The organism is Martinezella lusitana (assembly GCF_900094565.1).
In the GTDB taxonomy this organism is placed as follows: Bacteria; Pseudomonadota; Alphaproteobacteria; order Rhizobiales; family Rhizobiaceae; genus Rhizobium; species Rhizobium lusitanum.
This window is the reverse complement of sequence record NZ_FMAF01000004.1, coordinates 310,903-335,243: the sequence shown is the minus strand read 5'-3', so window position 1 is coordinate 335,243 and position 24,341 is coordinate 310,903. Positions and strand designations below refer to the sequence as shown.

Here is a 24,341-nt window from a genome sequence, read left to right as displayed (position 1 = left end):
AACGTCATGCAAACCCATTTGATGAGATCGAGGAAATTCGCGCCGCTGTTCTGGACGCAGTTCCTCACCGCCTTCAACGATAATTTTCTCAAGCAGACTTTGATTTTCGTTATTCTCGCGCAGATGGCAGCCGAGGGTGCCGCGCTGGTGACGCTGGCGGGCGGCATCTTTATCGTGCCGTTCCTGCTGCTTTCGGCGATTGCCGGCGAGCTCGCCGACAAATACGACAAGGCCAAGATAGCCGAGCTTCTGAAGCGCTGCGAACTCGTCGTCGCAGCCATCTCGGTGGTGGGCATCGCCTTCTCTTCCATCTGGATCCTGATGCTCGCCCTTTTCGGCTTCGGCGTCATCTCCTCGCTCTTCGGGCCGATCAAATACGGCATCCTGCCGGATCACCTCGCAAGCAGGGACCTTCCCAAGGCGAATGCCTGGATCGAGGGCGGAACCTTCATCGCCATTCTCACCGGCACGATGGTCTCGGCCGTCGCCTTCCGGCAGGGGGACAACGTCTGGATCTTCGGCCCGATGATGATGGGGCTTTCCGTCCTCTGCTGGTTTGCCGCACGCATGATCCCCTCAACCGGCTCCAAGGCGCCCGATCTTGTCGTCGATAGGAACGTCATCCGCTCCAGCTATCGGCTCGTCAATGAGCTTCGTGCAGACAGCCGTATCTGGCGTGCGTCGCTGATGAATTGCTGGTTCTGGTTCGTCGGAGCCTTCATCATGTCGATGCTGCCGATCATGGTGACTGACATTCTCGGCGGTTCGGAAATCGTCGTTCCCGCCTATCTGGCGATCTTTGCCATATCCGTCGCCATCGGCTCGGCCATCGCCGGCTGGATGGCCGCCGGCCGCATCGTGCTCCTGCCGGCGCCCGTGGGCATGTTGATCGTCGCGCTCTTCGGTCTCGATCTCGCCTGGAACCTTTGGGGTCTTCAGTCCAGCTCGCATGCCGAGTCCATTCTCGCCTTCTTCGAAGGGCCGAAGACAATCCTTGTCGCGGTCGATCTGGCCGGCATGGCAATCGGCGGCGCCTTCCTCGCCGTTCCCACCTTTGCCGCCATGCAGAGCTGGGCGAATGAGGACCGCCGCGCCCGCGTCATCGGCGCGGCAAACGTGCTGTCCGCACTCTTCATAGCGGTCGGCCTGGCGCTGGTGGCTGTGCTGCAGGCCGTCGGCTTGTCGATCCCGGTGATCGTCCTCAGCATCTCGGCGCTCAACGTCGTGATCGCCTGGGTGATGCTGAAGACGCTGCCGACCAATGCCTTCCGCGATCTCATCTCCATCATCTTCCGCGCGTTCATGCGGCTGGAAGTCGAGGGCCTGGAAAACATCCGCAAGGCCGGCCCGGCGCCGATCATCGCCCTCAACCATGTGAGCCTGCTCGACGGCGCGCTGGCGCTCGCCATCACCGAGGAAGAGCCGGTCTTCGCCATCGACTATGCCTTTGCCAAGAAGTGGTGGGTGCGTCCTCTGCTGACGAAGTGCAAGTTCCTGCCGCTCGATCCGACCAAGCCGATGGCGACGCGTTCCCTGATCAAGGTCATCCAGGACGGCAGCCCGGTCGGGATCTTCCCGGAGGGACGCCTGACGGTTACCGGCACGCTTATGAAGGTCTATGACGGCGCTGCCATGGTTGCCGACAAGACGGGCGCGATGATCGTGCCCGTTCGTATCGACGGTCTGGAAAAGAGCTATGCCTCTTATCTCACCTCGAGCCATGTCCGCCGCCGCCTCTTCCCCAAGGTCAAGGTAACGATCCTTGAGCCGGTGAAGCTCGACGTTCCCCTGGAACTGAAAGGCCGCAAGCGGCGCATCGCGGCCGGTGCTGCACTCTACCAGATCATGTCGGCGCTGATGTTCCGCACGGCGGATACCGATAATACCGTGCTTGGTCGCGTCATCGAAAGCGCCCATGAATACGGTGGCAAAAAACTGGCCGTAGAGGATCCGCTCTCCGGCAAGCTGTCCTATGCCAAGCTGCTCACCGGTGCCGCGGTGCTGGGTGCGAAATTCAAGAAGATGTTCCCGGCCGACAAGACCCTCGGCGTCATGCTGCCGAACGCCAATGGTACGGCTGCGACCGTGCTCGGCGTCATGTCGGCAGGCAAAGTGCCGGCCATGTTGAACTTCACCGCAGGCGCCGCCAATATCCTGTCCGCCTGCAAGACCGCCGAAGTCAGGCATATCCTTTGCTCGCGCGCCTTCGTCACGCAAGCCAAGCTTGGCCCCATTGTCGAGGAGCTTGAAAAGCAGGTCGAGTTCGTTTGGCTCGACGAGCTGCGCACGCAAATTACCTTCCTCGACAAGATCTTCGGCCTCATCCGCAAATATCGGCCGCTGGTCAAGCGCAGTGCCGATGATCCGGCCGTGATCCTCTTCACCTCGGGTTCGGAAGGTGCGCCGAAGGGTGTGGTGCTTACCCACCGCAACATCCTGTCGAACGCAGCCCAGGCGGCCTCGCGCATCGATTTCCATCCGGGCGACAAGGTGTTCAACATCCTGCCGATGTTCCACTCCTTCGGTCTGACGGCCGGCACCATCCTGCCGCTGGTCTCGGGCGTGCCGATTTTCCTCTATCCGTCGCCCCTGCACTATCGCATCGTGCCGGAGCTGATTTACGTCTCGAACGCCACCATCGTTTTCGGCACGGATACGTTCCTGAACGGCTATGCGCGCAGCGCTCATCCCTACGATCTTAGATCGATCCGCTACATCTTCTCCGGCGCCGAACCGGTGAAGGCCTCGACCCGCGAGGTCTATATGGAAAAGTTCGGCCTGCGCATCCTGGAAGGCTATGGCGTCACCGAGGCGGCCCCGGTCATCTCGCTGAACACGCCGATGTACAACCGCTCTGGGACGGTCGGCAAGATCATGCCGGGCATGGAATGGAAGCTCGAGCCGGTTGCCGGTATCGATGAGGGCGGGCGTCTGCTCATCCGCGGCGCCAATGTGATGGCCGGTTATATGCGCGCCGACAATCCCGGTGTCATCGAACCGCTGCCGGAGGGTTGGCATGATACCGGCGATATCGTCATCATCGACGAAGACGGTTTCGTGAAGATCCGCGGCCGGGCCAAGCGCTTCGCCAAGATCGGCGGCGAGATGATCTCGCTTGCCGCGGTCGAGACGCTTGCCGCCCAGCTCTGGCCCGGCGCGCTCAGCGTGGTCTCGGCCGTGCCTGATGCCAAGAAGGGTGAACGCGTCGTTCTCCTGACCGATCAGCCGAATGCCACGCGAAGCGAGTTCCTGGCCTTTGCCAAGGCGAAGGGCGCCACCGAGATGATGGTCCCGGCCGAGGTGACCGTCGGCAAGGTCCCCGTCCTCGGTTCCGGCAAGATCGATTTCGTGACGGCGCGGGCGATGGCGCTGGAAAGCATTTCGGAATCGCAAGCGGCCTAACGCTTCATGACCCCACGAATGGGGCGGCGGATCCAACCGTCGCCCCCTTTTTAATCTGCGTCGTTCAAGCATTACGAGACATGCGGCAGGATAATCTGAAAGGTCGTGCCGTCATCGCCGCTCTCCAGCAACTCGATGCTGCCGCCATGCGAGGCGAGCATTGCCCGGACGATGCCAAGGCCCATGCCGGTGCCGCCCTCTTCCCGGCGCGTCGAAAAGAACGGTTCGAAGATGCGCTCGCGATTGCCTTCGGCAATACCGGAGCCATTGTCGCGAATTTCGATCGTCAGCTTACGCCCGTCGGGCGCCGACTTGATCCCGAGTATAGTCGCGCCGTTTTGAGAGGCATTTTCGGCCAGATTGGCAAAAATGATGCCGGCGACCTCGCTGGGCAGAGCAATCGCGCTTTCGGTATTTCCATCATCGATGACAGCCAATTGGCGGAAGTTTCTGGCCAGCTGGGCGACGATATCCTCGATGTTGGTCAGGCCCGGCTCGGACGGCAGTTCGGCCTTCGCCAGATCGCGCAGGCGTGACAACAGCGTGTCCAAGCGTTCAGTGTCAGCGATGATATTGGCGAGGAAGTGATTGCGTTGTGCCTGGCTCATCGGATTGTCGTCGTCATCGTCGCGCAACAACTCCGCAGCACCCTTGATCGAGGTGAGGGGTGATTTCAGCTCGTGCGAGACGTGCGCTGCGAAGGAGCGGACGTGGTCTGAATGATCGACCAGCTTGCCGGCAAGGTCGAGAAAACTTTGCGAAAGTGTCGCCACCTCCCGCGTGCCGTAATTGTCGAGCGGCCGGATAGCGGCTCTGCCGCCGCGGGCGATTTCCTCCGTTCGTGCGATCAGGGCGTTAATGGGCACCGTCAGGGTTCGCGTCAACACATAGGCGACCACGAGTGTCAGGACCAGAACGACGGCCAGAGTAGCGATTTCGGCCGGTGCCATGGCGCCGGACGCGGCTCGCACCGCGCGAAACCAGATGACGGTCAGCACAGGGAGCGTCATTACGGTTAGAAGCACGGCATAGACGATGAGGTAGAGCGGCGGCCGCCACTTCGGCTTCACCAGTGGGCTGCGCATCATGCGCCTCCCTCCACGCCTGATGTCAATTTGAAGCCAATGCCGTGTACCGTGGCGATGATGCCCTTGCCACCGGCGGCTGAAAGCTTGGCGCGGATATTGCGGATATGGCTGTCTATGGTGCGGTCGGCAACCTGGATATCGGCCCCGTAAGCTGCCTCCATGAGCTGATCGCGGTTGAAGACGATCTCCGGACGTGACAGCAGCGTGTCGAGGATAGCGAATTCAAGACCCGTCAGAGCCAGCGGCGTATCGGCGAAGGTCGCGGTCCGGCCGCCGCGATTGAGGCGCAACAAGCCGGCGGATATGGAGTTTTCCTTGGCGTCCGGTCCCGTGCCATGCCCGGAGCGTTTCAGAATGGTCTTGACCCGGGCGACCAGTTCACGCGGGCTGAAGGGTTTGGTGACGTAATCGTCACCGCCGATCTCGAGGCCGAGGATGCGGTCTATTTCTTCGTCGCGCGCCGAGAGGAACAGGATCGGGAGATTGGATGTCCTGCGGATCCGGCGGCAGACTTCCAGACCATCCATCTCGGGCATGCCGACATCGAGCACGATCAGATCGAGATCGCCACGATGAAAAGCCATCATGGCCTCTGTGCCGTTGCGGGCTGTTGTCGTCGCCATGCCGGCGCGATCGAGCGCGAAGCAAATCACGTCGCGAATATTGGGTTCATCGTCGACGACGAGGATACGCTTGACCATGCGATGCCTGCTTTGGTTCTCTTGCTCGTTTTTCTTCGTTTCGGCCTCATCTTGCAAGGGTTGTGTGGTCGCGAAGATAGCGATCGAGGCGGGCGGCGCGGAAAGTCCAGCTTCTCCAGTCGCGCGATCGCTGCCATTCGTCCACTACAAGTGCGCTCCGGACCTTGCTCGCAGGAGCGGCTCGTTCCGCTTCGGCGGGTAGCGATGCCAGATAAGTATCGAGCGCAGGTATTGCGGATGGCCCAAGCGTCGACAGATAATCGATATCGAGCGGCATACCTTCGCCTGCCACCTCGCTGCTGTGGGCGACATTGAAGCGGGCGATGAAGGCGGGAATGTCGACAAGGGCAATGGCGTAGAGCGTCACAACCAGCGTCGCCAGGCTGAGCGCGACCAACCATTCGTTGGAGCGCTGCAGCAGGATACGCAGGAGGATGAGAAAGAGACCCATGGCGACGAGACCCATCCAGATGCCGGCCGCGACCCGCAGCTCCGTCAGCGAGTAGGATTCGACGTAGAGATCGAGTCTGAGGATGGAGGAGAAGCAGAGCAAGATGTTTTGCGCGATCCACAGATGCACGAGGCCGCGAACAAGGGCGCTCCTGTTACCTGGCCCGTCGCGGCGCATGGCGGCGAGCACGAAGGCCGCGGCCAGAAGTGCCGTCACCATCAATGGATAGGCGCCGCGATGCGCATATTCGGCGTGGCTTATACCGTCAGGCAGATTTACTCCGCCCCAGAGATAGGTGAGATCCAGCAGAGACTGCATTGCAAACAGTGCGTTGAACACAAAGAGCGAGCGCAGCAAGGCCGCATGTCCAAAAAACGCGCTCTCGGGTTTGACGGCATCGGAGGCCTGATCTGGGCGACGCCGAGCGAGGCGTTTGAGGCGCGGGCGAAGCAAGACAGATACGAAGGCGGCGACGATGAGCCAGAAGCCGATGCGCCAGGCATCCAGAAATTGCAGAAAATACGCAAGATCGAAGCTGCGTAGTACCTTGTCGATCAGCGGATTGGCCATTGCGAAGAGGGCGACGAATCCGGCTGTAAAGCTGAGCGGCATGATCCAGCCGCGAAGATGATGCCAGATCGTCTCCGGCGTCGGCCTTCGGGAGTGCCGGAGACGACCGTAGGTCGCTCGGCGGAACGGCCGCAGCGGCAGGTCCAGAAGAAAGCGGAACAGCACGACCGGCAAACGGACCAGTCTTCGTGGAAAAAGTCCCGTGGCGGCAAGCGAGACGCATGTGATGCCGAGCAAGCTGAGAGCGATGCCCATCCAGGATGTGGTCTCGAGAAGCGGCGCCGACAGGACAAAAGCGAGAGCCGGAAGCCCTGTAGCCTTTGGAAGAGACTGTGGCTTTCTCGAACAAAGCAGCACGCCCGCGGCGATGGCATTGACGAAGAGGAAAAAGTTGAGGCCCGGCTCTCTGCCGAAGAGGAGGAGGTCGGCGAGTGCTACGAGAACGATCAGTATCAAGAGCTTGCGGCTGACGTTACGTGTGGGGTTAGCCGGCTGCGCCGGTATATCCGAGGCACTCATGCGTATAGGCCCCCTACGGTTCGCCCCGCAGCGATAAAGGGTATGACCCTTGGTGTCCGAGCCGGGAGGTCGGTTTGAGGCTGAGGATCTTCCACCAGCCACCAGCCTTCCTTGAGAAGGCTATGGGGCAGGCGGACGGGTGGAGCGACGGTTTCTTCGGGTGCGTTGTTCATGGCGCGAGGATGGCGCGCGTATTTGCAGAATCTGTGCAGAGCTCAAGGAGCTATTCAGGAATTGCACGGTTGGGTTGGTCCTGGCAGCCTAAGTCTATCAGCAGACAATCTTGTTGCGGCTGATCGGTTTCCTGATCACGCGGCGAGTGCCTCGAAATGAAGCAGTCGCTTGTGGAGCTTAAATTTGTGTTTTCCAGCTTTTGCTCAGTAGATGGATTGCAAATCCGAAACTCGATTTGGTGACCGCGCTGTCGTGTTCACCCCTGACGACAGCCGGGAGTCTTGGAACCGACCTAATAGCCGGAGCCAGGATTCCCGTCAGCCCTACGCAATCACCTATGTACGCTGTTTTTCATGATGGTGGTTGAGCGCTTGGGGACTGGCGACCGCATCGCTCCCTGATCAATGCGCTCCAGCGGGCTCTTTCAGCAGTTCATTCAAGCTTTATCTTAATAAGCAAATGCCATAGCTAAAGCTCCGAAAAAGAATAGTTTAAGGCCGCGAGAGCTAACTGCAAAGGAAGCCGGCATATGAGAATCACGACAATTACGAATTGGGCCTACGGCATTACCGTGGTCCTGACCGTGCTGTCCGCCGCGGCTTTCATTCTGTCGGCTCGAAGCGCCACCCAGGAAAGGCAAGCCATCGAGCAACATCTGTTGCTGAACAGCCTCGGAGAAGAACTTGCCTTGGGCGCGGAGGAGACGACGGACGAGGCGCGTCTCTATGTCATGCGCGGCGAGGCCAGGCATCTTGATGCCTTCACTGTCGACGAGGGTGAGGAGCGCCGTCGCGATGCCACCGTCGGCACATTGCGTGGGCTCGGTGTTCCCGATCGTGAGCTTCAGGTCGTGGAGCAGGTTGCGGTCAACGCTGAAGCACTTGATAAGATAGAGGAAGCTGCGGTGGCCTTCTACCGTGGGGGCAACCAGACCGGTGCACGCGACACTCTGTTCGGACCGGAACACGAGCGTGTGCAGACGGCGCTCCTCGACGCTGTCACTCAGTTCCGCGCGCTGGCAACCGCCCGCACGGAGGCGGCGATGCGCAATGCTCAAGCACGCAGTGACCTCTGGGCCGATATCGCCAAGGTGATTCTGGCGTTGACCGCTGCGGTGTTCCTCGCCGTGCTCTATTTCGTGCTGCGGCGCCGCGTCGCCATTCCGCTGATGAGGATGACGGGAATCGTCAACCGGCTTGCCAAGCAGGATTTTACCTTCGAAGTGCCGCCCGATCGCCGGCGCGACGAGATCGGGGAGATGAACGACGCCATCCAGATCTTCCGCGAGAACGGCCTGGAGCGCAATCGGCTCGATGACGAGCGCAAGCAGGACCAGCGGACCAAGGATCTCATCCTGCAGATGATGCACCGTCTTCAGGCCTGCTACGCCCAGAACGAACTGGCGGAAGTCGTCGCCCTTTTCGTGCCGCAAATCTTTCCGGGGATCGCCGGATGCCTCTACACGATGAACGAAAGCCGGACCGCGCTCGCCGAGGTCAGCCGATGGCTGGATCCCGCCCATACCCAACCCTCCTTCCCGGCGGCTGCTTGCTGGGGGCTGCGCCGCGGACGGCCGCATGTGAGCCATGTCGCGGACAACGATATTCCCTGTCAGCATCTGGATGATTCCGGTGTGCCGGGGCTCTGCGTTCCCTTGACGGCGCTCGGCGAGGCGATCGGGCTCCTCTATTTCGAAGACCGCTCGAAGGATGCAACCGCCGCCGACGCGCCGCGGCTCTATCTTGAACTGATCGCCGAGAATATCGGCCTTGCCATCGCCAACCTGCGGCTGCGCGACAAGCTGATGAGCCTTGCCGTGCGCGACGCCCTGACCGGCCTGTTCAATCGGCGGTCTCTCGACGAGGCGCTGAACAATCTTCACAGGGATAAGTCCGCCCGCACGGTCGTCTGCATCATGATCGACATCGATCACTTCAAGCGCTTCAACGACGAATTCGGTCATGATGCCGGGGATGAGGTATTGCGCCATGTCGCGCAGATCGTCTCCGATACGGTCGGCGCCGCCGGCACGGCTTACCGGTTCGGCGGAGAGGAACTGACGGTGATCGCCACCGATATTGCGGACGAGGAAGGCTTCGGGCTCGCCGAGAAACTGCGCACCAGTGTGTTCACCACACCCTTCTCCTATCGCGGACGCATCGTCGGGCCTCTTTCCATCTCGGTCGGCATAGCCTCGTCTCCTGTTTCAGGGCCGACGACGACGTTGATCAATCGTGCTGATGGCGCCTTGCTCCAGGCAAAGCTGAGCGGGCGCAACAGAACGGTGGCGGCGTTTGCGATGGGGGCGGAAGAGGAATTGAAGAGAGGATAGGGCGCTCCTCGAAACCGTCACCGGCCAGCTGTCGCGACAGGCGCGAGCCGAACCCGCCATACCGACCAAAAACGAGAACCTTGTTTAAAGGATACGGTCTGCCTGCTCCGGCGTCGGCAGCCAGCAAGTCTCCCGCTTGCCGAAAAAGCGGTAGCGATTGCGGGCGAGCCAGCGATAGGCTGGATCGCGCAGCATCCGGGGCACGACGCTCAGCAGGGCGAGCGCTTTCCAGGGCCAGCCGAGGCCGGCATAGATGGAAAGCACCGCGTCGCTGTCCCGCAACACCTTCTCGCCGTCCACGATGATCAAACTATCCGGATTGGCGGGATCGATGCCGCACAGCCGATAGAGCCTGGCTCCCGTCTCGTTCTGCATGGAGGCGAGGCGAAAGCGGCCGATGCGGTCGTGGCGCAGCACGAACTGGGCGTTGGCCGAGCAAAGGACACACATGGCATCGAAGACGATGATGGGGCCTTGATGTTCGATGGTATTGCTCTCGCTCATGCGTGCATCGGTGTCTTCCAAAGCCTGCTTTAGCGGCAGCTTTGTCCTTTCGTCGACGATACGTCAATTGCAAGCCTTCCACGCTCGCCGCCAGAACCTACAAAAGGTTGTGATGTCGCTTGCAACGGTCGGGTGTTTCCAAACGCGAGAGGCGTATCGTCATGCGTTCAGAAGACAGGCTTTACGGAAACAATATTATTCTTGACTGATCATTCAATAATTACTTTGTACCGCTCATGGCAAGACCAAAGGAATTCGATGAACTGGCGGCTCTGGATGCGGCGATTTCGGTCTTCCGCGACAAAGGCTATGCAGCGACCTCAGCCACCATGCTTGTGGAAGCCCTTCATATCGGGCGGCAAAGCCTCTACGACACTTTCGGCGACAAGTGGCGCCTCTATCTCGAAGCGGTGCGCCGCTATGCGGCACAGGAGACTGAGGCGCACCTTACTGCGCTTAAAACGGGACCACAGTCTATAGACGGCATCGATGCCCTGCTGGCGCGCGTCGTGGCGACGGCCTCCGAGGCCTGTCTCGGTGTCGGTTCGATCTGCGAATTTGGGACAAGCCAGCCTGAGTTGACGACGATTCACGAAGCCGCCGGCCGCAGGTTGCATGCAGCGGTCATCGAGCGTGTACGTGAGGCGCAGAGCGAAGGCAGCATTGCCGGGGACATCGACCCCGAGCAGGCCGCGCAGTTCTTGACGTCCAACATCGCCGCGATCCGTCTGGCTGCCCGAGCTGGGGTCGGAGGCGATAGTTTGCTCGCCCTTGCCCGCCTTGCGCTTCGGGGCCTGCGATAAGGAATTTTTTTGCCCAGTTTTGGAATGATTGTTCAAATAAGGAGATGAAGATGAAATCGATCGTCATGACCGCAGTTGGCGGCTCGAACGTCCTGCAACATGTGGACGGACCGGATCCCGTTCCCGGCGAGGGAGAAGTCTTGGTGCAGGTGCATGTGGCCGGTGTAAATTTCATGGATATTGGCGTGCGACAGGGCATGGCCTGGACCGATATGCCCAATCCCAAGCCGCTTGGCGTCGAGGGGGCAGGTCATGTTTTGGCCATTGGCGCGGGTGTCAAAAGCTTTCAGGTCGGCGATCGCGTTGCCTGGGTCTATGCGCCGGGAAGCTATGCCGAACGCATCGCCATTCCTGAGCGCGCGCTGGTACCGATACCGGCAGCCATCGACGACCGGACGGCGGCGGCCGTCATGATGCAGGGGCTGACCGCCAGCCATTTCGCGACCGACTTCTATCCCGTGCGACAAGGCGATATCGCGCTCGTTCACGCCGCTGCCGGCGGCGTCGGTTTGCTGCTGACGCAGATCATCAAGCTGCGCGGAGGGCAGGTGATCGGCCGCGTCTCCAGCGAAGACAAAAGCAGTATCGCAAAATCCGTGGGTGCCGACCATGTGATCGTAGATACGGAAGGCAAATTCGCCGATACGGTGATGCGCATCACCGGAGGGGAGGGAGTCCATGTCGTCTATGACGGCTCCGGCCCGAAGACATTTCAAGGATCGCTCGATTCCCTGAGGCGGGCGGGGACATTCTGCTGGTTCGGGCCAGTTCTTGGCGGCCCAGGCCCCTTGGATATCATGAGCTTGCCGCGCAGCATCAAGATCGGCTACGCCACCTTCTTCGATCACGTTCATACGCCAGAGCTTCTTCTTGCCCGCTCTTCCCGCCTCTTCGAATGGATCGAGCACGGCAAGCTGCGGGTCAACATAGGCGGCGTCTATTCATTGGCGGATGCGCGCCGTGCGCATGAGGACATGGAAAGCCGCAAAACGACAGGAAAACTACTGCTCGTGCCATAAGACCAGGGGTGGCTTGGATGCCCCCATGCCTTGTCATTTAAGGCCGCGTGGCCCTACTTTCCGGGTTGGGCCACGCTAATCTTGCAGGATCTATTTAGCGATAGCGCCATCCGCCATGCCACCGCTCGCGGTGCATCCAGTAGCGGCGCCCATCCCAATAGCCGCGTCCCGGATAGAAGGCGCCATAGCGTGGGCCGGCGGGCACGACGACAACCGGCCCGCGATTGGGGCGACATGCGCCGTAAGGGCCGCGATGGAAGCCGATACCGCATCCGTCACGGGCTTCGGCCGGTGCAACGGCGGCAAAGCAAGCTGCGGCCGCCAGGGCCAATAAAGTAATCTTTCTCATGATGTAGCCTCTATTCCCAAAGAACTTAGTTGTTGTCCCTTCAGCGCTTAAACGGCGGAGATCGGTAAATCCGTCGCTGCCCATGTCCGATATTTGCATTTCTCCGTAGGGGGCCGATGTGTCGGCGCTCACCGCCGGCTCAGGATCGGATTTCCAAGGTGTGGGAGGCGAGGTTTGACTGTGATGGGCATGCCGTCGCCGGTACGGAGGTTGCTTCTTCTTTCGCGGCTACCGGCCTGCGCCGCAGGAGCGCGCGCAGGGTCATGAGGACTGTTTTATACCGCTCTCCCGGGCACAGGCGGCCATCGGAGCCATAGGTGAAGAGCAACCGGCGGCGGGCAAAAGCGTGGGCCAGCCACAAGGCGAAGGCTATTCCGACGCCCCAGCCCATCAAGGTGTCGCTCGCCCAATGGGCGCCGACCCATTGACGCGACAGGCAGATCAGTATGCCGGCCGGCATGAATATGGGACGCAGGCGCGGAAAGACGAGTGCCAACGACATCGCCATGGCGCCCGCTGTCGCGGAGTGTCCGGACGGAAAGGACGCGAAGTCCGCGTGGAAGGCGACGGGTCGAAAATAAAATGCGCCGTTCGTCTGCAGCAGCTCCGGCCGAGCCCGGCCGATGATGTTCTTGGCAAGCGAGTCGACAAGGCCGCCGCCTGCTACCGATAAGAAGACGAATGCCGCGGCGGTGGCAACAAGATCGGCGCCTGTTCGTGCCGATTTCCTCAATTTGTGGGCGGGCGCGAGGATAGCGAATATCAGCAGAGCACCGCTGAACGAAAGAACCAGGAGGCCGGTGCCGAAGCTGCTGATCCATTTCGCCGTTCCACGAAGCTGCTCCGGAAATGATTTCATCCAGACGCCCAAGGGGTAGTCGGCGGTCATCATGACCAGCAAAGACAGGGCAAGGAAGATGGAGATGATCACGATCGGACGTTCGAGAAACGCTCGATTTGCAGGGGGGGTGAGCGTCGGTGCTGCGAAGAATCGTCGAAGGCCATTGATGCAGCGTGCGCGACAGGTGTCGGTAGCCGTTGCGAGGGTTTTCTTCATGGGGTCAGAACCCTGTAGGCCCGCGCGCGGAAGTCCAGCTTGCCATCACAGGCAACACGCTTACTGATGAAACTGGCACTCATGAAGTTGCGCCTCAAACTCCGCTTTCTCACTTCGTCATCGCTACAACAGCACGCTGACAACCGCCTGAAAGGGGCGGCTATAGTGCATGACTGATGTTAGGGGCCTCGAGATTGCCTGCGCATGACACGGCGGATCGGAGCACCCGAAATCCGACGCTCGAGGGGGATTATCGGGCAATGGCGCTCAGTATCCGGGTGATCCTGCATGAAAGGTCGGCCACCGCGAGGCCGAAAGGGGCTTCGTCGTCAAGAGGGTGGCAGAGCGCGCAGCTGGCGGACGGTAAAAGAACCAGTGGAGGATTGCGTTACCGTGTTTTTTTAGCGACAATCGATGTTGCGTTCGGTGGGAGGAGCCAGATGCACGAATATTCCGCGCATGCGGACCAGGTATACGCGTCAGCGCAGTCGGCCGCGGCCAGTTCTTCGGTCGTTGCTTCCTGGCGCCGATGCATGATGATGCACCGTCTCGCGCCGGAAGAGAAACGTTTGCCGGTAAGTCTGACAGGGCAGGAATTCGCGACTGCCGTGGAGCGCTCGGAGCGACTGATCGCGGAAGCTTCCAATGAACTGGATCGCCTCTTTCTGGCTGTCGGCAAAGCTGGATGCTGCCTGCTGTTGACCGACCGGGACGGTATAGCGCTGGATCGCCGCGGCGCAGCCGGCGACGACAAGGAGTTTCGCGATCTTGGTCTCTGGACCGGCTCGGTCTGGACGGAAGCAAGTATCGGCACGAACGGCATCGGCACTGCGCTTGCCGACGAGCGGGCCGTGGCGATTTTCCGCGATCAGCACTTCTTTTGCTCCAACATCGACTTGAGTTGCACGACCGCGCCGATCCGGGATCATCGCGGTCAGTTGGCTGGCGCGCTCGACATTTCCACCCGCCGCGACGACGTCAACGATGCGACATTGGCAATCCTGTCGCAAACTGTTCGCGACGCGGCGTTGCGTATCGAACTCAATCTGTTCAGGAGCGCCTTTGCCGGCGCCCGCTTCGTCATGGTTCCGACGGATACGGCTTCCACCTCGGCGCTTCTGGCGGTCGACCGCAATGATCTCGTGCTCGGCGCGACGAAAGCCGCCCGCCTCGCATTGAAGCTGGACGATCGTCGTATCGCCGCCGGAATTCCCGCCTGCGATGTATTGAGCGAGCAGCAAGGGGAAGCGGGCGAAGACCTGCTGGAAGCCGAGCGCGCCGCCCTGCTGCGAGCCCTTTTCCGCGCCAACGGCAATGTGTCGCAGGCTGCTTTGGCGCTTGGCATGAGCCGCTCGACCCTGCATCGAAAGATGAACCGGCTCAATCTGCACTGATGCCCCCGCGATGCGCATTTGCGCGCTGCAGATGTCGCAGAGTTGCGACACTGTGCGCTGCGGCATCGCTGGGCGGTGGTTTCGCCTTGGCGCATATGGGCGCAGGTTCCTCCCATCGGGTCCATCTACCGGACCTGCCGACCAAGGGAGGATGGCATGCTACATCAGAAGATCGTCGAATCTCCGTTCAAACTGAAATATGGCAACTATATCGGCGGCGCTTGGCGCGAGCCGATCGGTGGCAGATACTTCGATAACCTCACGCCGATCACCGGCGGCAAGATCTGCGAAATTCCGCGCTCCGACGAAAAGGACATCAATGCCGCGCTCGATGCCGCCCATGCGGCAAAGGACAAATGGGGCAGGACTTCCGCCGCTGAGCGCTCCAACATCCTGATGAAGATCGCCCAGCGCATGGAAGATAAGCTGGAGGTGCTGGCGCAGGCCGAAAGCTGGGACAACGGCAAGCCGATCCGCGAAACCATGGCCGCCGACATTCCGCTTGCCATCGATCACTTCCGCTATTTCGCCTCCTGCATCCGTGCGCAGGAAGGTTCGATCGGCGAGATCGACCACGACACGGTCGCCTATCACTTCCATGAGCCTCTTGGCGTCGTCGGGCAGATCATTCCGTGGAACTTCCCGATCCTGATGGCGGCCTGGAAGCTTGCGCCGGCGCTTGCCGCGGGCAATTGCGTCGTCATCAAGCCCGCCGAACAGACGCCGGCCTCGCTGCTGGTCTGGGCCGAGGTGGTGGGCGATCTCCTGCCGCCCGGCGTTCTCAATATCGTCAACGGTTTCGGTCTGGAGGCCGGCAAGCCGCTTGCCACCAGCCCGCGCGTCGCCAAGATTGCATTCACCGGCGAGACCACGACCGGCCGGCTGATCATGCAATATGCCAGCCAGAACCTCATCCCCGTCACGCTCGAGTTGGGTGGCAAGTCGCCGAACATCTTCTTCGCCGACGTTGCGGCGGAGGACGATGATTTCTTCGACAAGGCGCTCGAAGGCTTCGCCATGTTTGCCCTCAACCAGGGCGAGGTCTGCACATGCCCGAGCCGCGCGCTCATCCAGGAATCGGTCTATGACCGCTTCATGGAGAAGGCCATCAAGCGCGTCGAAGCGATCAAGCAGGGCAATCCGCTCGATTCCGCAACGATGATCGGTGCCCAGGCCTCCAGCGAGCAGATGGAGAAGATTCTCTCCTATTTCGACATCGGCAGGCAGGAAGGTGCTGAAGTCCTGACGGGCGGAGTGCGCGCCGATCTCGGCGGGGAATTGTCGAGCGGCTACTATATCAAGCCGACCATCTTCAAGGGCCACAACAAGATGCGTGTGTTCCAGGAGGAGATCTTCGGCCCGGTCGTGTCGGTGACGACCTTCAAGGATGAGAAGGAAGCGCTCGAAATCGCCAATGATACGCTCTATGGCCTTGGCGCCGGCGTGTGGACCCGCGACGGCAACCGCGCCTATCGCTTCGGCCGCGAGATCCAGGCGGGTCGCGTCTGGACCAATTGCTACCATGCCTATCCGGCGCATGCGGCCTTCGGCGGCTACAAGCAGTCCGGTATCGGGCGCGAGACGCACAAGATGATGCTCGATCACTACCAGCAGACCAAGAATATGCTGGTGAGCTACAGCCCCAAGGCGCTCGGTTTCTTCTGAGACCTCCCAAAGAAGCCAACGAGGCTCCCAGCGGAAGCTGGGGGCTTTCGTGCATTTCAATCACCACGATGGGAGATCAACATGGATGACATAGGCACAGAGCCAAGGGTTCTGGCGACGGACAAGGCGCTCGACCTCATCCGGGAAATCCAGAAGGATCATCCCAATATCCTTTTCCATCAGTCCGGAGGCTGTTGCGATGGCTCCTCGCCCATGTGCTATCCGACGGATGACTTCATGATCGGCGACAACGACGTCAAGCTCGGCGAGATCGGCGGCGTGCCAGTCTATATCAGCGGCAGCCAGTTCGAGGCCTGGAAGCATACACAGCTCATCATCGATGTCGTGCCCGGCCGTGGCGGCATGTTTTCCCTCGACAATGGACGGGAGAAACGGTTTCTCACCCGCTCCCGCCTCTTCGGCGGCGGCGAGGCCTGCGCGCTTCCGGATATTGGTCGCCGGCCCGCCGGATAAAGCATCCTTGGGATGTTTGTAGTATTGGCCTAATACCCACGCGGCGCGGTCCTTTGCTAAAGTCGTTCCATTGGTTTTCAGGGAGGAAGACAATGCCAGCAGCAAAGATTCTGATGATCACCGGTGACTTCACCGAGGACTACGAGACCATGGTGCCGTTCCAGACGCTGCTTGCCTGCGGCTATACGGTGCACGCGGTCTGCCCGGGCAAGAATGCCGGCGAGACGGTGGCAACCGCGATCCATGATTTCGAAGGTGATCAGACCTACTCCGAAAAGCGCGGCCATAATTTTGCGCTGAACGCCACCTTCGCCAGCATCCGCGCCGAAGATTACGACGCGCTTGTCGTACCCGGCGGCCGCGCACCGGAATATCTGCGCCTGAACCCAGAAGTCATCAAGGCCGTGCAGCACTTCTTCGAGGCGGGCAAGCCCGTTGCAGCCATTTGCCACGGTGCGCAATTGCTGGCGGCGGCCGGCGTTCTCAAAGGGCGCACATGCTCGGCCTATCCCGCTTGCCGTCCCGAAGTCGAGCTTGCCGGCGGCATCTATGCCGATATCGCCATCAATGATGCCGTTGCCGATGGCAATCTCGTCACCGCGCCCGCCTGGCCGGCGCATCCGTCGTGGCTGCGCCAGTTCATGGCTGTCCTCGATGCCGGCGCCCTGTCGAAAGCCAACGCAGCCTGAGGCTGAGCGGGGAGGCATCCATGTGCGAATTGTTCATCAAGGCTGACGCCAAACTCTGGGAAAGCACGACGCGTTCTCTGCGCATAGACGGCATGGTAACCAGCGTGCGGTTGGAAAATTTCTTCTGGTCGAAACTGGAAGAAATCGCCCGGCGTGACGGCATGAATGTCGTGCAGCTGATTACCAGGCTGCATCACGAATCGATCGATGCCGGCCACGACCTCGGCAATTTCACGTCGTTCCTGCGCGTCTGCTGCGCACGCTATCTCGACCTGCAGCTCGCCGGTGACATTTCGGGCGATCTCTCCCAGCCCATTGCGGGGGTCGACGCTTCCGCTATCCTCGGCCGGGAACGCTTGAAATATCACTGATCGCGCTTGCCTCCGCCGCGCCCCATGCGGTGGAGACCGGTCTTTTTTGCCCGTCTGGCTTCCGGGGAGTTAGCGTGATCATGCCGTACGTCCGATCTGCTGGCGACCAAGCGGCTGACGAATTCGATCAGGTCCGAACACGACATGGGTATCGCCAAACCGAAGCCTTGCAGCGTATCACAGCCAAGGTCGCGCAGGACCTCGGCGTGCCGTTCGGTCTCCACGCCCTCGGCAATGGACTTGACGCCGAGCGAATGCCCCATGCTGATGATCGAGCCGACCAGTTCGCGCTGTTCTGCTGACGTGTCCAGGGTCTTGGTCAATTGACGGTCGATCTTCAATGCGCTCGGGCGCAGGCGAAGCAGGCCCATGATCGAGGCGTGGCCGGTGCCGAAGTCGTCGATCTCGATGCTGATGCCGAGCTGGCGGAGATGAGCCAGATTTTCAGCAATTTGTTCGTCCAGATCGTCGAGAAAAATCGACTCCAGCAGTTCGAACGAGAACCATCGTGCCTTCTCCGGCTGGATATCCAATAGTTGCTTGAGGTTAGGGTCGCGCAACCGCCGAGAGGAGACATTTACCGAGCATTTGGGGATGTTCAGCCCTTCCGCCTTCCAGATATCGAGATCCGAGATCGCCTTTCGATAGATGAGATGATCGATCTCGCTGACGATATTCAGGTCTTCGGCGATCGGCAGAAATTTGTCCGGTGTCAGCAGCCCGCGCGAAGGGTGCTGCCAGCGGGCCAGCGCCTCGACGCCGGCGATCGCGAGCGTCTTTGCGTCGAATTGCAGTTGGTAGAAGGGCACGAACTCGCCCCGTTCCAGGGCGATGAGAATGTCTTCCGTCGTCTGTTGTGCGTTCGCAAAGCGGCTGCGCGAATTGGCGGAATAGAACTGGTAGCGGCTGCGCCCCTGCGCCTTGGCCTGATAGAGCGCGATATCGGCGTCGAGAAGCATTTGGCCGACATCGACATTCTTCCCTCTTTCGTGGGCTATGCCGATGCTTGCGCTTGACCGGCATTCGATGCCGTTGACGACAACAGGCTGACGCATGTTCTGTATCATGCGCTCGGCGGTCACCCGCAGTTCTTCGGTCGATCCGTCGTAGCCGACGATCGCCAGAAACTCGTCACCGCCGATGCGGGCGACAAAATCGCTTTCGAGAACGCTTTCCTTCAGAAGCTTGGCGACATGCTGCAGCAACGCATCGCCGGCATGGTGTCCATATATGTCGTTGATCTGCTTGAAGCGATCGAGATCGATATGGAGAAGTGCAAGGCCGGAGCCGCTCGACTTGCACTCAGCCTCGATTTCCAGGATCATCCGATCCATGAAGCGACGGTTCGGAAGCCCCGTCAACGCGTCATGGAGAGCCACATATTCGATTTGCTTCCTGGCGGCCTCGAGCTCCTGATTGCGCGCTTCAGCGAGGGTCTTAGCCTGCGCCAAATCGCGCTGAAGGGCGAGGTCCGCGGTCACATCCCAGTTGGCGCCGATCATCTTGCGATGGCCATCGCTGTCGATGAAGGGCAATGTTCTGGTTCGGATGAAATGCTCCTTGCCGTCGTTTAAAATCACCCGGTATTCGTCCGAAAATGGAATGAGGTTGGCGACATGATGATCGACATTCCTGAAGACACGCTCCATGTCATCGGGATGAAGCATCGATTCCCACAGTCCGCCGATTTTCACGGTCTCCTGCGATTCGAGGTGATAGAGGCGGAACATGCCGTCGTCCCACTCCGCCGTTCCCCGATCAAAGTCCGCCTCGAAGACGCCGATCTTCGAGGCCTCCAGCGCCAGCTTCAGACGCCGTGACATGCGATCCAGTGATTCCTCCCAGGCTTTCCTGGCCGTGATATCATTGTCGGTGCCCAGAACCCTAAGCGGATGATTGTGCCGATCCCACTTGATGCAACTGCCGCGACATTCGATCCAGATCCAGTGCCCGAGCCGATGCCGGTAGCGATACTGGAAGATTGTGGGGTTCAGGTTCGGCTGTCGTTGCTGGTGAATGCGATCGAGCACGGTTTGCCTGTCGTCCGGATGAACGAATTCCAATAGTTCGTCCATGGTTCGAGGAACTGGGTCGTCGATGGCGAGCCCTCTGATCTGCCGCCACATGTCCGAATAGAATGTCTCCTGGCTTTCGAGATCGTGATCCCAAATAGCGGTCTTGGCAGCCACCAGGGCGAGGCTGGCGCGATTGTCCGTGCCTGGCTGTTCGCCGTCTCGGTCGTTCGCGACGCCAGCTTCCGTGAACGCAGCGGAGACGATCGCCGAGGCCAGCGTGCCATCGTGTTCGGCCATCAAAGCGACCGCGACAGGCTTGGACATGCCGCCGTCGGCGCGCAAGCGGAGCTGGACCCTTTGGCTCCGGTCTGGAGCTGCGATCGCTGCCAGGAACTGCGTTTCGAAGGCGCCGGTATCCTGTACCTCCAGGAAATCGCGGATATTGCGTCCCGCAAGCGATGATGAGGGAAGTCCTAGCAGATCGCTCAGGCCGTCACTGGCAGCCAGGATCTCGCCGTCCATGGCGAGGATAGTTGCCGAGGATCGGGCATCCGCCGACAGTTGCGAGGATACGGCACTATCCTGATCGGGTAGCCACGGTTCCCTGGAGCGAGTCAAACTCGAAGTTCCCTTTTTACAAGGCCCTTACGGCATCGCGCCGCGGAAATGAAACTATTCTAAATGCCCAGCGGCGGGCCGGCGTGGGCGACCGGGGTTTTCCATCCGTTTGCGGCCACGCAGCTCATCTACGCGGATATGAGCGCCATTTCGACGACGCTGTCGATGCGAATGGGTCGATGTCCAAGAGCAGAATGCGCCGCATAAGTCAGCAGTTTGAGCGCGACAGCTTAATAAACCCCTGCTTTCGCGTAGGGGACGCAATCGGGGGTGGATGGCGATCACGGTGCAACACGAATGTACTGATCCCATCGGCTGAACGGCTTTCGGTGGACGCAGACCCTCGATCACAATCGCCAGAAGGCTTGCAGGGCGAACCGATGCATCAAGGCTAGACGGAGCCTCGTTCCTAAAGTTTGGCGAAGGCCACACTTCGCCAGATCCAGCCGGCGTCCAATGCGGCCTTCCGCAGCGGTTTCTTGATCACTGATGTGTCGAATGCATAGTCATAGATCGCGCCGAAGGAGCCGTCCTCCCGGAAGCCATAGGACTTCCCGAAGCTCTTCTCCGCGGTTTGACCACGAAAGGCGGATGCCGCCAGCGCAATTGTCGGGATGCCTGCGCGCCACGCGACGGACCATTCCTGGTCCACGGAGCGGACTTCTCCCTTGGCCTCGTCAAAGCGCATCAGCACCTTGAAGACCCGTTCGAGGCCGGCCTTGGCAAAGAATTCGTACCATTGCGCATCGACGATTTTCCACTCCGCAACCAGGTCCACGCCCTCTGCCGCACCATCGCGAACGAGGAAGGGTGCGGAGTCATGATTGACCGAGAGCAAGGCGTCGCGAAGCGCGTCGACCGATCGGCGCGGCACACCCTTCGCCGGATACGTCTTTCCGGTAAACAACTCCCAGAACCCCATTTTCCCGTCTCTGTCTATTTGAGAAAAACCTGCACCTACTGATACATGCCATGCCCGCAGCAACAATGGCCATTCTTGGGGACATTTTCGGCCCGGGACCGCCGCGCTAAGGCATTCTTGCGTTTGTTAAACGCTCATCGATAAGCCGCGCCGCAGCGTCTGCCGCGGTCTCCATATAGCTTGGATCGCGATGAAGCAGGACGATCGTAAACGAGCCATCAAGAAGCAGCATGATTTGTCGAGCAAGCGGCAAGGCATCAGTTCCGGCTCCGGCGTCCAGGAAAATTGATGAGAGCCAGTCTTCGACATGCTTCTTGTGGGTGCGCGCCGCAACCAAGGCCGGATGGCCGGGAAGGTTGACCAGCTCGACCGACGTGCGCAGAAAGCCGCAGCCTTTCCATTTTCCATTGCGCGCAGAGCGGGCAAGCTGGCGAAAGAGGCCGGCGACTTTCGTGGCCACGTTGCCTTCCGTTTCCTCGAACCAGCGTTTGAACAAAGCAAGATTCGGCTGATCACGCGCTTCCAGATGGGCTGCGATGAGATCGTCCTTGCTTCTAAAGTGATAGTAAAGGGTGCGCTTGGTCACGCCTGCTTTCTCGGCGATCGCATCGACGCTGACGGCCCGGATGCCGTCATGATAAAACAGCTTCGCAGCGGCCTGAAGAATACGATCACGTGTCGGCGGGGGCTGGGCTTTCATTGTCAAAAGTATACCGAGTAGTGAATATACATAACGCGGCGATCATCCCATGCTGTCGGGCATGAGTGAAGAGGCAATCCATCCATCGACCATCAGCGGTCGGCCAATTTCCATCTCCTGTCGGGACGGTGTGGTCCTTGGCGGCCATCTTTGGCGCGCGGAGACGAATACCCCCGCGGGCAGCGTGATCATCAATCCGGCAACGGGCGTTCTTGCACGCTACTATCATCGCTATGCGCAGTTTCTGGCGAGGCATGGCTTCGATGTGCTGACCTTCGACTACCGCGGCATCGGCCAATCGCGTCCGCAAAGCCTCAAGGGCGTCGGCTATCGTTGGCGGGACTGGGGCGAGCAGGATTTTGACGCTGCGCTGCGGCTGATGGCCGGCTATCGGCGCGGCGGCCCGCTCATGGTGGTCGGCCATAGTATCGGCGGTTTTCTGCCGGGACTGGCCGAAAGTGCCGCGATGATCGAGAGAATGCTGACCGTGGGCGCCCAATATGCCTGGTGGGGTGATTACGCGCCGCGCCGGCGGCTGGGTCTGCTCGTCAAATGGCATGTCGCCATGCCTGCGATTACGGCCTTCTGCGGCTATTTTCCCGGTCGCCGGCTTGGTTGGCTGGAGGACCTGCCCCGCAATGTGGCGAACGAGTGGAGTTTTCGCCGGCGCCGGTTCGAATTGAACCATCCGCGAAACGAGCGGAAAGATGCGCTTTGCCGGATGGCGGCCGTCAAGGCTCCGATCCTGGCGATCGCGGTTTCGGATGACGAGCTTGGCACCGTGCCGGCGGTGCGCCGCGCGCTGACCTATTATACCGGCGCGCAACACGGGGTCGTGCTGCTGAAACCTGCCGATTTTGGCCGCGAAGCAATCGGCCATTTCGCCCTGTTTCACGATAGCCACGCGAGCGGCTTCTGGGCCGATACGCTGACGTGGCTTCGGGAAGGCCGTAATCCCTGGCCGGCATCTGTGGTGAAGACTTCCCAGTGATAGGCGTCTTGGATGCGTAGGTAGCACGCAGCCGGCTCCGCCGGTTTCTATTCGAGAACGCGCGTCAGATAGGCAGCCGTCACGCTTGGGCCGGGAATGATTGCGACGATCTTCATCTGCGCGATCGTTCGGTTGACGGCGGCCTCCAGATGATTCTCCATCATTGCGGCTGCCGCCTTCACGGCACCCCGCAGCAAGAGCTCCGCCACCAGGCGCAGCTCGGTGATGATGGCCGGGTCGCCGGGCAGGCCGAGCCGCCGCAGCAACCGTTCGGTCGCCGTCACCGGCAGCAGATTGTTGCGGATCGATTCCTTCAGCCGCTCATTCGGCGTTGCAAGAATGCAGACGTCGATGAAATCGGCATAGATGGCTTCCAGAGCCGCGAGATGATCGGCGGGCTCGTGCCGCTCCAGATCGGAAAGCCGCAGGAACAGGTCGTTCAATCGCCCACGATCGACGTGGTCGGCGCCTGCAACCAGTGCCTGGGGCTCGAGCATGCCGCGCAAGACGAAGTGATCCTTGATCATCTGCGCCGTCAGCGGCCCGGCGATCCAATGGGAAGACTGGTTCTTGCGCACGAGGCCACGTTCGCGCAGCCGGGTCAGCACATCGCGCACTACGGTGCGGCTGACATTGAAATGATCGGCCAGTTCGATCTCGATGATGCGATATTGGCCGAAGACGACGCACCCGGCCACATCCGCTTCGACCGTGTTGTAGATCCGCTCCCAGGAGGCACGACTTTGCAGCGCCTCGTCGGCATGGCGCGGAATCGTAAGCCCGAGCGTCTTGATATCAATGCGGTTCGGTTCGATGCCCTGGCCGGCGGGGCCGACGAGATAGCCGCGCCCGTTGAAGCGATGGACCAGCCCCTCGCTTTCCAGCGTCTGGAGCGCCCTTTGCACGGGCGCGCGCGAAATCTGCAGGATGTCCGCGATCGGGCCCTCGAGCAGCACGACGCCGGGCGGCAGTGTGCTGTCCTCGATATTGCCGCGCAGTACATCCTCCGCGATCTCGTAGCGCTTCTGCGCGCTGGGCCGCGCACCGTTTTCGGTCATCTGATGCAATGGACTCATGTCGTTCCGATGCCTCACTCTTACGCTTTTTGTAGCGTCAATATAGCGCAAAAATAAATGACTATTGAATACGAAATTCAACTAATACCATTCCGTAAGCCGGCGCCGATGCGCGGCGAGGGTAAGTGTGCGGGATGCAATACGCATTTTTGTGAGTTATTTCCGTAGGAAGCACTGACCTGGCTGCCTTTGCTTCGATCATATGGTGACGACACTTTGGGGCCTTTCGACGGGAGTTTCTCGCGGCTAGTGCTCTGGATGTCGGTTGAGGTTTTGATATTTGTTGCCGGGCAATCAGACTTTTGAAAAAAAGTCTATTGAATACAAAAATCATTTATGCGATGCTTTCATCATCAAGGCGCTCATCAGAAGCGCCGCAGGTGGAACTCGTTGAAACGCCAAGGAACATCTCTTTGACGCGCATGTGATCATGCGCGAAAGCAGACGGACGTCTGGT

At 60.3% G+C, this 24,341-nt stretch carries 20 protein-coding genes; 10 read left to right on the top strand and 10 right to left on the bottom strand.

Annotation, left to right across the window (positions count from 1 at the left end):
* Window positions 1–6: 6 nt before the first annotated feature.
* A complete protein-coding gene (locus tag GA0061101_RS10890) occupies window positions 7–3,402 on the top strand; it encodes an acyl-[ACP]--phospholipid O-acyltransferase (protein WP_092573583.1) in 3,396 nt (1,131 codons plus the stop codon).
* A 71-nt stretch (window positions 3,403–3,473) separates the two neighbouring features.
* Here the strand turns inward: GA0061101_RS10890 and GA0061101_RS10885 are convergent, their stop codons facing one another.
* Genes GA0061101_RS10885 through GA0061101_RS10875 form a run of 3 tightly spaced genes read right to left on the bottom strand, consistent with a single transcriptional unit; the run spans window position 3,474 to window position 6,731 of the window.
* Window positions 3,474–4,487, bottom strand: coding sequence for a sensor histidine kinase (locus GA0061101_RS10885; protein ID WP_037193252.1), 1,014 nt, complete (start codon window positions 4,485–4,487; stop codon window positions 3,474–3,476).
* Window positions 4,487–5,191, bottom strand: coding sequence for a response regulator (locus tag GA0061101_RS10880; protein WP_037192624.1), 705 nt, complete (start codon window positions 5,189–5,191; stop codon window positions 4,487–4,489). The genes GA0061101_RS10885 and GA0061101_RS10880 overlap by 1 nt, the downstream gene beginning before the upstream one ends.
* A 46-nt stretch (window positions 5,192–5,237) precedes the next feature.
* Window positions 5,238–6,731 (bottom strand): DUF4153 domain-containing protein, encoded by a 1,494-nt coding sequence (locus GA0061101_RS10875; RefSeq protein ID WP_037192622.1) that lies wholly within the window; start codon window positions 6,729–6,731, stop codon window positions 5,238–5,240.
* 703 nt (window positions 6,732–7,434) lie between these two features.
* Here GA0061101_RS10875 and GA0061101_RS10870 point away from each other — a divergent pair.
* Window positions 7,435–9,237: a diguanylate cyclase gene (locus tag GA0061101_RS10870; protein ID WP_037192620.1), complete on the top strand. Its 1,803-nt coding sequence runs from the start codon at window positions 7,435–7,437 to the stop codon at window positions 9,235–9,237.
* 84 nt (window positions 9,238–9,321) lie between these two features.
* Here the strand turns inward: GA0061101_RS10870 and GA0061101_RS10860 are convergent, their stop codons facing one another.
* The gene (locus tag GA0061101_RS10860; RefSeq protein ID WP_037192618.1) at window positions 9,322–9,741 is read right to left on the bottom strand and encodes a thiol-disulfide oxidoreductase DCC family protein; all 420 of its coding nucleotides are present in this window, start codon (window positions 9,739–9,741) and stop codon (window positions 9,322–9,324) included.
* 236 nt (window positions 9,742–9,977) lie between these two features.
* Here GA0061101_RS10860 and GA0061101_RS10855 point away from each other — a divergent pair, with 236 nt between their 5' ends.
* Together GA0061101_RS10855 and GA0061101_RS10850 are read left to right on the top strand one after the other, a co-directional pair.
* Window positions 9,978–10,544, top strand: coding sequence for a TetR/AcrR family transcriptional regulator (locus GA0061101_RS10855; protein WP_047638400.1), 567 nt, complete (start codon window positions 9,978–9,980; stop codon window positions 10,542–10,544).
* Window positions 10,545–10,594: 50 nt separating this feature from the next.
* The gene (locus GA0061101_RS10850) at window positions 10,595–11,563 is read left to right on the top strand and encodes a quinone oxidoreductase family protein (protein WP_037192615.1); all 969 of its coding nucleotides are present in this window, start codon (window positions 10,595–10,597) and stop codon (window positions 11,561–11,563) included.
* 94 nt (window positions 11,564–11,657) lie between these two features.
* On the opposite strand, the gene GA0061101_RS10845 is transcribed toward GA0061101_RS10850, so the two are convergent.
* The gene (locus GA0061101_RS10845) at window positions 11,658–11,912 is read right to left on the bottom strand and encodes a GCG_CRPN prefix-to-repeats domain-containing protein (protein WP_047554547.1); all 255 of its coding nucleotides are present in this window, start codon (window positions 11,910–11,912) and stop codon (window positions 11,658–11,660) included.
* A 139-nt stretch (window positions 11,913–12,051) separates the two neighbouring features.
* Window positions 12,052–12,969, bottom strand: coding sequence for a phosphatase PAP2 family protein (locus GA0061101_RS10840; RefSeq protein WP_037192609.1), 918 nt, complete (start codon window positions 12,967–12,969; stop codon window positions 12,052–12,054).
* Window positions 12,970–13,409: 440 nt separating this feature from the next.
* On the opposite strand from GA0061101_RS10840, the gene GA0061101_RS10835 reads away from it, so the two are divergent.
* The 5 genes from GA0061101_RS10835 (at window position 13,410) to GA0061101_RS10815 (ending at window position 17,562) form a co-directional block, all read left to right on the top strand.
* Window positions 13,410–14,363 (top strand): GAF domain-containing protein, encoded by a 954-nt coding sequence (locus GA0061101_RS10835; protein WP_037192607.1) that lies wholly within the window; start codon window positions 13,410–13,412, stop codon window positions 14,361–14,363.
* A 156-nt stretch (window positions 14,364–14,519) separates the two neighbouring features.
* Window positions 14,520–16,028 carry an aldehyde dehydrogenase gene (gene adh, locus GA0061101_RS10830; protein WP_037192604.1) on the top strand — a complete coding sequence of 503 codons (1,509 nt, stop codon included), beginning with the start codon at window positions 14,520–14,522 and terminating at the stop codon, window positions 16,026–16,028.
* Window positions 16,029–16,109: 81 nt separating this feature from the next.
* Window positions 16,110–16,502, top strand: coding sequence for a DUF779 domain-containing protein (locus tag GA0061101_RS10825; RefSeq protein WP_037192602.1), 393 nt, complete (start codon window positions 16,110–16,112; stop codon window positions 16,500–16,502).
* 92 nt (window positions 16,503–16,594) lie between these two features.
* Window positions 16,595–17,191 (top strand): DJ-1/PfpI family protein, encoded by a 597-nt coding sequence (locus GA0061101_RS10820; protein ID WP_037192600.1) that lies wholly within the window; start codon window positions 16,595–16,597, stop codon window positions 17,189–17,191.
* A 20-nt stretch (window positions 17,192–17,211) separates the two neighbouring features.
* On the top strand, window positions 17,212–17,562 hold the full coding sequence (locus GA0061101_RS10815) for a ribbon-helix-helix domain-containing protein (protein WP_037192598.1): 351 nt from the start codon (window positions 17,212–17,214) through the stop codon (window positions 17,560–17,562).
* Here GA0061101_RS10815 and GA0061101_RS10810 read toward each other — a convergent pair.
* From GA0061101_RS10810 to GA0061101_RS10800, 3 genes are all read right to left on the bottom strand, one after another.
* Window positions 17,556–20,195: a sensor domain-containing protein gene (locus tag GA0061101_RS10810; protein WP_141694060.1), complete on the bottom strand. Its 2,640-nt coding sequence runs from the start codon at window positions 20,193–20,195 to the stop codon at window positions 17,556–17,558. The two genes, GA0061101_RS10815 and GA0061101_RS10810, sit on opposite strands and share 7 nt — an antisense overlap.
* A gap of 409 nt (window positions 20,196–20,604) precedes the next feature.
* Window positions 20,605–21,117: a hypothetical protein gene (locus tag GA0061101_RS10805; RefSeq protein ID WP_037192596.1), complete on the bottom strand. Its 513-nt coding sequence runs from the start codon at window positions 21,115–21,117 to the stop codon at window positions 20,605–20,607.
* Window positions 21,118–21,223: 106 nt separating this feature from the next.
* On the bottom strand, window positions 21,224–21,817 hold the full coding sequence (locus GA0061101_RS10800; protein WP_037192594.1) for a TetR/AcrR family transcriptional regulator: 594 nt from the start codon (window positions 21,815–21,817) through the stop codon (window positions 21,224–21,226).
* 61 nt (window positions 21,818–21,878) lie between these two features.
* Between GA0061101_RS10800 and GA0061101_RS10795 the strand changes: the two genes are divergently transcribed.
* Window positions 21,879–22,808: an alpha/beta hydrolase family protein gene (locus GA0061101_RS10795; RefSeq protein WP_037193250.1), complete on the top strand. Its 930-nt coding sequence runs from the start codon at window positions 21,879–21,881 to the stop codon at window positions 22,806–22,808.
* Window positions 22,809–22,855: 47 nt separating this feature from the next.
* Here the strand turns inward: GA0061101_RS10795 and GA0061101_RS10790 are convergent, their stop codons facing one another.
* Window positions 22,856–23,866, bottom strand: coding sequence for a GntR family transcriptional regulator (locus GA0061101_RS10790; RefSeq protein WP_037193248.1), 1,011 nt, complete (start codon window positions 23,864–23,866; stop codon window positions 22,856–22,858).
* Window positions 23,867–24,341: the final 475 nt, after the last annotated feature.